An 8,945-nucleotide genomic window follows, 5' to 3' on the forward strand; every position below is an offset into this window, starting at 1 on the left:
CAGTCGCCGGTGCACAAGCAGCTGTTCATCGGCGACCTGGAATGGTTCGCCATGCCGGCCGTGCTGCTGGAGCAGTTCCGCATCTGGAACGGTCCCAACAGCCCCGCCGCCGTGGCCTTCTGGGCGTTCGTCTCCGAGGAGACCGAAGAGCGCCTGGCGGCCGGCGCCAAGAAGCTGCGGGCCGACGAATGGCAGGCCGGTGATCGTCCCTGGCTGATGGAGCTGGTCGCTCCGTTCGGCGGTCAGGACGAGATCCTCGTCGACCTCGCCGCCAACGTCTTCCCCGGCCAGACCTTCAAGTTCCACACCATCGGCGCCGACGGCCAGCGCCAAGTCGTCTCCTATCCCCCGCAGCCCCAAGCCTGAGTTCGTGTCGTCGTGCTGATCGCTACTCTCGCCGCGGCGGGCGCATTGGGTCTTTCCTGGCCCAGCCTGCCGCATTCTATCCCGTTCCCGACCGAGGGGATGCATCGGCGCGCCGGCTACCGGGGTCCACGTCTAGGTTTCCGCTAAAGGGCGCCTAACCGTCTCTGAGCGCAGACATGTGATGCTGGCGGAGTGAGTGGTCGGCTCTCATTACACCGTAGATGAACTATGCTCTTTCCATTGATGCTCAGCGGGATTCGGAAACGACGAGGGCATTTCCCTGAGGTCTGGCTAGCGATTGTCGAGTCAGAGGCTGGCTCTAGTCATCGAACAGATCGCCGCGCAATCAGGTGACATACTCGGTTCGGAAGAACGAGCGCGAGAGTGGTTACGATCTCATCCGATACCGGCGCGTGATGGAAAAGCAGCCCAGCAGCTCGTCGCCGAGGATGGGGTAATGCAGTTATTGGCTACCTCAATGAGATGAGGTACGGCAGTCGCGTATAGGCGAGCACTGACTCATCGCTCCCGTTGGGAAGGTCTCTGGCGGCTCACCTGGAGTATGACTATAGCTTCCGGCTTTAATGTCCCTAAGCTCGGCGACAGAGCCATTGCTGCGCTTTCTTAATATTTGTGCATAAAGACCATGATTGTTTTCGCCTCGTCGTCAAGTTGCGCGCATGTATATTCTCATTTTTCTCTGATAATTCTCATTATCTCTGAAAATTAATACAGGCCCGAGCTCCTCGGCGGGGCAGCGCCTGGACACGCGTGGCGAGATTCCCGATCGTCCCGCGGACAGCCTCTTCGAGGTCCGTGCGGCCCATGACCTCGCCTTCTTCGACCGGCATCCTGACGTGGCCGCTTGGCGCGCAGAGATCGCCCTCAACGAACATGGCCCCGGCGCCGTTCATAAGGTCGAAGTGTGGATGAGGCCGCCGCGTGTCGGCTAGGCGCTCTCGCGCGAGCAAGGGGCATAAGCAGCCCCTTCCGGCTCGGGCTGGATCGTAGCGGTGTTATACTTAGGACAAGCGCTGTTCCCCTTCCGGCGCCGGAGGGCGGTGATCCGGACTGGTTGGGACGGGCTATTTGGCTTGAGCGAACACCCAAGCGGCAAAGGCCTCAGAGCGGGTTTGACCCTGGGCGATCAGCTCGGGTCTCGCCTGGGTCCTTGACGTCGTTGTCCTCCACGACCGGCTGAAGCCCGCGGGCGCTGCCTTGCCACACGACCTGCTCGTCCTGACTGCGGACGCTGATGCGCAGGGATATGGCGGTGTGATCGCAAAGCGCATGGTCGCGGAGAATTTCCGAGACCAGCAGCAAGGCTTGTCTGATCGCCGCGGGAGCGTCGGCCGCATCAACCTGTTCGGTCGTGGCCGCGCCGTCGCTGTCGATGTCGAAGTGAAAGGTGGTCATGCTCACACGCCCGCGTGGCGCCTCGATCCTGTGCTGTCGACGCGCGGCGGCCGGTGAGACCTGACCCCTCCGCGGACTGTCGCCCGTCGGTTCAACAGTTCAAGGCTCCCCTGGAGCCGGTCTTGATCCTTGGCTGAAGCCCCTGACAAGCCGGCCGTTCCTTGATCGCGCTCCGCTGATCAATTGATGATCCTGGTCACGCATCACGCCTCCTGTCGGCTCGGCTGGGGACGACGCAGGACAGACCCTTCACTAGCCTCGGTCTGGGGGCGAAAGACTTCAGGATCAAAGCCGCCAAGCGCGGCCAGGCGATCCCAATCGAGAATTTGCAGAACGCCGTTCTTGACCACCGCCAGGTGATCGTCGCGAAGGCCGCGCAGCACCCTATGGATATGAACCACAGAAAGTCCTAGGGCGTCGGCGATGTCGCTCTGCACAGCCGGCAGGGCGCAACGGCTGTCGCCGGCCAGGCCCAAGGTCTTTTGACGCCAGTAGATCTCGCAAAAGAGATTGGCCGTCCGCGCCGACGCCGATCGCCGTCCCAGCCTGATGAGGCCGTTTCGCTGGGCGCGCGCCTCGGTCAGCACCGCGCGGCAGAGCGTGGCCAGAAGACTGGCATGGTCGCGCAGCATGGCCCGAAGATCCGGGGCGCTGATTTTCCGCACCTCGCAAGGCGCCAGCGCGCGCACCTCGTAGTCGACCCCGACAAAGAGGCCGGCCAGGTCAATAAGGTCGCCAGGCGTGGCCACGCTGAAGATCTGGCGCCCGCCGTCGCTGAGCACCGTCTGCTTCACGGCCAGACCGCGCGCCAGGAGCCGCAAGCACGAGCGCTCGCCGGGAGCCAGGATGAGATCACCAGCCTCGAATGTCTCAGACGTGGGGGCGCACTCCGACAGGCGCTCGCGAACGCCTTCGCGCAAAGGCCCGAACCGGTCGAGGCTGGCTATCAAAAGACGGTTCAAGCCGGCGGTTCCGCTGGCGAGCGGGTAACGACGGCGATGCGTTCTTCGTCGCGCCAGATCTCGATCTCCTGGCAGCTGCGATGCTCGGCCAGCAAGGCTTGAGCACGGTGCTGAGGATCTACGGTTTCGACATCCAGATCGACAAACGTCGTCCTGCAATCGTCGGTGACGCCGATAAAGATAAGCGGAGTGAGCAACGAAACCTCCAGGCGCGAGGAGTCTAGGCCCCTCGCAGCAGGTTCGCGTTGATCTAGGTTATCGGCTCGATCGTTTGACGGCCTTAAAGCTCTTTGTCCGTAAAGGGAGAGGGGAGTTTCCCCATGTCGCTATGCCGCCAGCCCCAGTGATCACGCCTCTCATCGAAAAGATGGCAAGACGCGACGTCATCTCTCCGATCGAGCGCGAGGCGCTGGCCGGCCTTCTCGGGCCAACGCGCAGGGTCGCCGCCGGCAAGGCGCTGGTCGAGCCCGGCGACCGGCCCGATTTCAGCACCTTCGTCGTCAGCGGCTTTTGCGCCCGTTTCACGCTGACGCCGACCGGCGGGCGTCAGCTCACCGAGATCAATATCGGCGGCGATTTTGTCGACCTGCACAGCCTTCTGATGCGGCAGATGGATCACGGCGTCGTGGCCTTGGCCGATTGCGTCGTCGCGCCCGCCGCCCACGAGGATCTGCGTCGCCTTAGCGAACAGCAGCCGCATCTGATGCGGTTGCTCTGGCTGGAAACCGTGGTCGACGCGGCGATCCATCGCCAGTGGCTGGTGGCGCTTGGGCAACAGAACGCGGCCAGTCGCTTGGCGCACCTGATCTGCGAACTCTATCTGCGGCTCGAGGCGGCCGGCATCGCCCGGAACTTCGGATTTGTTCTGCCCATGACACAGGTTGATTTGGGCGACGTGCTCGGCTTGACTCAGGTCCACGTCAATAGAGTGCTTATGGACCTGCGGCGCCAGGGGCTCGTGGACTGGAAGGCCGGTCACATGACCATCAACGATTGGGAGTCCTTGGCGCGGCTTGGCCAGTTCGACCCAGCCTATCTTCGCCTCCAGAACGACCCCGTCTGATCGCCGCCGCCGATCTTGACCATCAGCGCTTTAACGCCCGGTCGACCGTCGTTTTCGTGCGCGCGTCGGCGGCGCGCGCGATCTGAGAAGCTCGTGGATGATCAACGCGGCGGCCTGCTTTCGAGACGCCGCCAGGCCCTGAACACGTTGCTGCCCATCGCCTTCGAATACCCTCCAGAGCCAGTGGCCTGCCGGGGTTGGCGAGACGGTGAAGCGGATGACCACTTCGCCAGCGGCGTTCTTCGAGCGCGTCGCCGCCGGCGTGAGGGCGCACTGCGCTTGCGTGGTCATGCCGGCGCTCCCAAAGGATAGGCAAAGCTATCCGGGGCGCGCCAGGGCTCAGGGCTTGGCGCCCGTCGAGCGTGGACCTCGACCCTGGGGCTCCGCGGCCAGGCGTGCGCCAGGCGTCGGGCTTGAGCGATAGCGCGCCGGCGCGCGGTGAAGAAGAGAACCTCGCCCGTCTCGGCGATCTTTACGCACCGCAGGGCAGGACATCCAGGATGGTCGTCATGGCGATCACTCGGCCGCGTAGACCAGAGGGGGGGCGTGGGCCCAAAGATGAGCGCGATAGGTCTCAAAGCACTGCTCGCCGCAGATCAGCCGCATCACCGCGCCCTCGGCGATGTAGCGAGCGCGCGTGGGATCTTCCGCTACGAGCGGCAGCAGGGCCTCAGTGTTCCAGGCCTTGGAATGCTCGATGTCGAGATGGGCGTGAAGCGCGAAGTATTTGCGGGCTTCGGGCGAAACGCCGACACGCTTGAGACCGGCGTCAACGCAAGACACCCGCGTTGGCGCGGTCAGCTCCACCACCCCCAAGGCGCCGATTGAGTGCCATGCATAACGGCGCGTGGTGGCGAAGGCGGTCATGGTGTTGGCTAGGCACAGTGACTGCCAAAGCGTGGTGTCGATGGTGGGGGTCAGGCCCAGGGTCGCAGTCGTTCGCGAGAGCATCGGGCCATGCATCCCCTTGGCGCTGCCGCGACCCATCTCGTCCCAGTAGTTGCGGGCCAGTTCGAGCTTGGCGCGGTCTGGGATCTTCACCTGGGTCAAGGCGACCAGATCGTCGAATCCGGCCTCGCCCGCCGCCTCCTGGGTCAGAAACCACTTGATATCCTCAAGGCTGGCCGCGCCCTGCAGCCAGCCGAACAGGGAATCCCCTTGGCCGGGGCCGTGGTCCTTCAGCGCCTCGAACCACGCCACGAATGCTTCGGCCTCTTGCGGGACCGCCTCGACCAAGGGCGCGACTAGATCGCGGAAGGCTTCGATAAACTCGCCCTCGACCGCTTTCATGAGGCGCTCTTCCTCGATGGTGCAGCGCCAATCAGCGCTCGGCGTCGCGGGCGACAGGCGGCGGTGGTTCCAGTGCGCCAGACCTTTGTGCAAGGCGTCGGCGTCAGGAAATTGCGGGCTGAAGCCGCCAAGGCGCGAGAGGCGATCGCCACCGAACATGGTTGGCACTCCGATAAGGCGGGAAAAGGTCGGCGTGAACGCAGATCGCACGTCCTGGCCTTCTCCCGCGGTTGCACTGGCCGCGTCATCAGCGGCGAGCAGCACAAACGACACGCCCCGGCGCGTGTTCCAATGTCGACAAGCCGGCTCAGCGCCGCGCGTCAAAAGAACCTTGCTGCCTTTGGCGATCGAACGGTTTTCGCCGCGGACCGTCATTTGATGGGGCGCCTGGCCTGGACCTTGGCTTTCGGAACAACGGCGACGGCGGGTGGTTGATCCGCCGAACCCAGGAGATCGAGGATGTCCGAAGAGACCATCGGCCGCGCGCTGCAAAGCGACGCGCCGCTGACCGCCGCCGTGCACCAGCGCGATATCGCCCACGAGGTCGCTGAGGAGCGCGGCTGGCGCGAGGCCGCCTTGGTGGGGCGCACCGTCACCATCAATCGGCCGCGCGCCGAGCTCTATGCGTTCTGGCGCGATTTTCGAAACCTGGCGCACTTCATGGAGGACGTCGAAAGTATCACGCCGAGCGACGATCGCCGCTGGCGCTGGGTGGTCAAGGGGCCGGCGGGTAAGACCGTGGCGTGGGAAAGCGTCCTCACCGACGAGGTCGAAAACGAGCTCCTGGCCTGGGAGTCGGTTGAAGGCGCCGACATCAAGAACTTCGGTCGCGTGGAGTTTCGCGATGGTCCGCCCGGACGGGGGACCGAAGTGACCGCCACCATCATCTACGAGCCGCCGGGGGGAGACCTGGGCAAGCTCATCGCCAAACTGTTCCAGAAGGAACCCAAGATCCAGGCGCGCCGGGAGCTGCGCCGGTTCAAGCAGTTGATGGAGACGGGCGAGATCTCCACCGCAAAAACCTCCAACGCCGCGCCGCAAGGCTGACCCCAACCCAATTGATGGAGCCGCCGATGCGCGCTTTGACCTGGCACGGCAAACACGACGTACGGATGGACACCGTTCCAGACCCCAAGATCGTCAATCCCCGCGATGCGATCATCAAGATCACCTCGACTGCGATCTGCGGCTCGGATCTGCATCTCTACGACAGCATGATCCCCTCCATGGAGCGCGGGGACCTCCTGGGCCATGAGTTCATGGGCGAGGTTGTCGAGACCGGTCCCGGCTCGACCTTGCAGAAGGGCCAGCGCGTCGTCGTCCCTTTCGTGATCGCCTGCGGCAAGTGTTTCCACTGCGAAAAGCAGCAGTTCTCCGGCTGTGAGAACTCAAACCCGGCCGAAACCCAGGACCTGGGCGAGATCGCTTACGGGACGGCGATGACGGGCCTTTTCGGCTATTCGCACATGACCGGCGGCTATGCCGGCGGCCAGGCCGAATATGTCCGCGTGCCCTATAGCGACGTTGGCCCCATCGTCATTCCCGACGGGCTGGAGGACGACAAGGTGCTATTCCTGTCGGACATCCTGCCCACCGGTTGGATGGCGGCGGAGAACTGCCAGATCGAGCCGGGCGATACGGTGGCGGTCTGGGGTTGCGGGCCCGTTGGTCTGTTCGCGGTCCAGAGCGCGCTGATCCAGGGCGCGCACAAGGTCATCGCCATCGACCATCACCCCCATCGTCTGGATCTGGCCAGGTCCATGGGCGCGCAGGTGATCAACTATCACGATGTCAAGGTCCGCGAGGCCCTGATGGCTATGACCGGCGGCATCGGTCCGGACGCCTGCATCGACGCGGTGGGCATGGAGAGCCACGGTTTCTCGATCGACAATGTCGTGGACGCGGTAAAAGTGGCCACGCGGGTCGGCACCGACCGAGCCCATGTCCTGCGCGAGGTGCTGATGGCCTGCCGCACCGGCGGGCGGGTTTCGATTCCCGGCGTCTATGGCGGCATGGGCGACAAGATCCCGATCGGCGCCCTGATGGAGAAGGGCCTGCAGATCCGCACCGGCCAGACCCACGTCCACAAGTACCTGCGGCCGCTGCTCGACCTGATCGGCGATGGGGTCATCGACACCACCTTCCTGATCAGCCACCGGCTGCCGCTGGAGAGCGCCCCGGCCGGCTACAAGATGTTCAAGGAAAACCAGAACGAGGTGACCAAGGTCGTCCTCAAGCCTGACTGGCAGAAGGAAGCCGCCTGATGATCGAGGAACAACGCCCCCTGGCCGTGATTACCGGCGCCTCGTCGGGCATCGGCTACGAACTGGCCAAGCTGGCGGCCGAAGACGGTTACGACCTGGTGATCGCCGCCGACGAACCGTCCATCGTCGAGGCCCATGCCGGTCTCAAACAGCACGGCACGCGGGTCCAATCCCTGCAGGTGGACCTGTCGACCACGCAAGGCGTCGACCAACTACTGGACCTGGTCGGCGATCGCACCGTGGACGCCCTGATGGCCAACGCCGGCCGGGGCCTGGGTCACGGCTTCCTCGACCAGGACTGGGACGACGCTCGGTTCGTGATCGACACCAACATCACCGGCACGGTCTATCTGATCCAGCAGGTGGCCAGGGACATGCGCGACCGCGACCGCGGGCGGATCCTGATCACCGGCTCGATCGCCGGCTTGATGCCAGGCTCCTTCCAAGCCGTCTACAATGGCACCAAAGCGTTCCTCGACAGTTTCGCCTGGGCGTTGCGTAACGAGCTCAAGGAAACCGGCGTTTCGGTTAGCTGCCTGATGCCGGGTCCGACCGACACCGAGTTCTTCGACCGTGCCGACATGCTCGACACTAAGGTCGGGGCCGATCCCAAGAAGGCAGATCCCGCCGATGTCGCGCTCGCGGGCTATCGCGCCATGCAAAAGGGCGAGGGTGACGTCGTGGCCGGCTTCAAGAACAAGTTGCAAGCGGCGATGGCGGCGGTGACGCCCCAGAGCGTGCTGGCCGAGCAGCATCGCAAGATGGCCGAGCCGGGGTCGGGAGACCGATGATGGGCGCCCAAGACCCAGAAGGTTCGCAGAAGCCTGGGGACAGGGATGCGGGCCTTGAGGCGCCGCCGCCGGCGGCGCTCGACCCGAACCGCAAGACCGATGCGACCTGCGACCCGACGGCTGACGATCCGGGTAACGGCGCGGACTGAGGGAACAGCGCAAACCGGTAGCTTCACGGCGATAGGAGAAGGTTATGAGCGACAAGCCCAATACGGAAGGGCGCCAGTCCAACGCGGCGTTGCCGCCGGGGGAGCGACCTGGGTTGGTCTCGGAGAAGGGGACGGTTCGCACTGGCAAGGCCGAGCAGAAAGCCGCCGGACCGGACGGCCCCAGCGCCGCCGAGGTCGGTGACACGTTCAAGGGCAAGGCCCCCTAGGTCGCGTCCGCTCGAGGGGCGGTCCAGTCCGACTTTGGCGCGGTTTCTGGATGCGTCCTACTTCAATAACCAATGCAAGCCTTAGAGGAGAGCGTCCCATGGTCGCCGCCGCCAAGTCCAAAGCCCCCGCCAAGAGCCGCCGCACGCGACGCACCGGGCGTCGCGATCCCCTCGCCATCACCTTGCTCAAGAAGGACCATCGCCAGGTCGAGAGCTGGTTCGACGAATACGAGCAACTCGAGGACGACGGTGAGAAGCTCGTCCTGTTCAACAAGATCGCCCTGGCCCTCAAGGTCCACACCCAGATCGAGGAAGAAATCTTCTATCCGGAAGAGCGCGGCGAGATTGAGGACGACATGCTGGACGAGGCCTATGTCGAGCACGACGGCGCCAAGAAGCTGATCGCCGAGATCGAGG

13 protein-coding genes are annotated in these 8,945 nt (G+C 64.3%); 8 read left to right on the forward strand and 5 right to left on the reverse strand.

Annotated elements, in window-relative coordinates; genetic code table 11:
- Positions 1-366 (forward strand): toxin-activating lysine-acyltransferase (locus tag DMC18_RS17060; RefSeq protein ID WP_110133134.1); only part of this gene is annotated, 366 nt, incomplete at its 5' end.
- Between the two features lie 1,122 nt (positions 367-1,488).
- Here the strand turns inward: DMC18_RS17060 and DMC18_RS17065 are convergent.
- The 3 genes from DMC18_RS17065 to DMC18_RS26110 all read right to left on the reverse strand — a co-directional run bounded on the left by DMC18_RS17065 (position 1,489) and on the right by DMC18_RS26110 (position 2,941).
- Positions 1,489-1,782, reverse strand: coding sequence for a hypothetical protein (locus tag DMC18_RS17065; protein ID WP_110117681.1), 294 nt, complete (start codon positions 1,780-1,782; stop codon positions 1,489-1,491).
- Between the two features lie 203 nt (positions 1,783-1,985).
- Complete coding sequence (locus DMC18_RS17070; protein ID WP_158285925.1) at positions 1,986-2,744, reverse strand: Crp/Fnr family transcriptional regulator; 759 nt, start codon at positions 2,742-2,744, stop codon at positions 1,986-1,988.
- Positions 2,741-2,941, reverse strand: coding sequence for a hypothetical protein (locus DMC18_RS26110; protein WP_158285926.1), 201 nt, complete (start codon positions 2,939-2,941; stop codon positions 2,741-2,743). Before DMC18_RS26110 ends, DMC18_RS17070 begins: the two co-directional genes overlap by 4 nt.
- Positions 2,942-3,087: 146 nt before the next feature.
- Between DMC18_RS26110 and DMC18_RS17075 the strand changes: the two genes are divergently transcribed.
- Positions 3,088-3,807, forward strand: a complete 720-nt coding sequence (locus DMC18_RS17075) for a Crp/Fnr family transcriptional regulator (RefSeq protein WP_233245122.1) — start codon at positions 3,088-3,090, stop codon at positions 3,805-3,807.
- 30 nt (positions 3,808-3,837) lie between these two features.
- Here the strand turns inward: DMC18_RS17075 and DMC18_RS25675 are convergent, their stop codons facing one another.
- Together DMC18_RS25675 and DMC18_RS17080 are read right to left on the reverse strand one after the other, a co-directional pair.
- Positions 3,838-4,098, reverse strand: a complete 261-nt coding sequence (locus DMC18_RS25675; RefSeq protein ID WP_146218104.1) for a hypothetical protein — start codon at positions 4,096-4,098, stop codon at positions 3,838-3,840.
- Between the two features lie 225 nt (positions 4,099-4,323).
- Positions 4,324-5,472, reverse strand: a complete 1,149-nt coding sequence (locus tag DMC18_RS17080; RefSeq protein ID WP_233245121.1) for an iron-containing redox enzyme family protein — start codon at positions 5,470-5,472, stop codon at positions 4,324-4,326.
- A gap of 84 nt (positions 5,473-5,556) precedes the next feature.
- On the opposite strand from DMC18_RS17080, the gene DMC18_RS17085 reads away from it, so the two are divergent.
- From DMC18_RS17085 to DMC18_RS17105, 6 genes are all read left to right on the forward strand, one after another.
- Positions 5,557-6,144, forward strand: coding sequence for an SRPBCC family protein (locus tag DMC18_RS17085; protein WP_110117678.1), 588 nt, complete (start codon positions 5,557-5,559; stop codon positions 6,142-6,144).
- 26 nt (positions 6,145-6,170) lie between these two features.
- Positions 6,171-7,361 (forward strand): zinc-dependent alcohol dehydrogenase, encoded by a 1,191-nt coding sequence (locus DMC18_RS17090; protein WP_110133135.1) that lies wholly within the window; start codon positions 6,171-6,173, stop codon positions 7,359-7,361.
- Complete coding sequence (locus DMC18_RS17095; protein ID WP_110117677.1) at positions 7,361-8,152, forward strand: SDR family oxidoreductase; 792 nt, start codon at positions 7,361-7,363, stop codon at positions 8,150-8,152. The genes DMC18_RS17090 and DMC18_RS17095 overlap by 1 nt, the downstream gene beginning before the upstream one ends.
- Positions 8,152-8,301 (forward strand): hypothetical protein, encoded by a 150-nt coding sequence (locus DMC18_RS26115; RefSeq protein WP_158285927.1) that lies wholly within the window; start codon positions 8,152-8,154, stop codon positions 8,299-8,301. Before DMC18_RS17095 ends, DMC18_RS26115 begins: the two co-directional genes overlap by 1 nt.
- A gap of 44 nt (positions 8,302-8,345) precedes the next feature.
- Positions 8,346-8,528 carry a hypothetical protein gene (locus DMC18_RS17100; protein ID WP_101716315.1) on the forward strand — a complete coding sequence of 61 codons (183 nt, stop codon included), beginning with the start codon at positions 8,346-8,348 and terminating at the stop codon, positions 8,526-8,528.
- 98 nt (positions 8,529-8,626) lie between these two features.
- On the forward strand, positions 8,627-8,945 hold a 319-nt coding region (locus DMC18_RS17105; RefSeq protein ID WP_370444627.1), incomplete at its 3' end, for a hemerythrin domain-containing protein.

This window comes from Caulobacter sp. D5 (assembly GCF_003185805.1).
Taxonomy (GTDB): Bacteria; Pseudomonadota; Alphaproteobacteria; order Caulobacterales; family Caulobacteraceae; genus Caulobacter.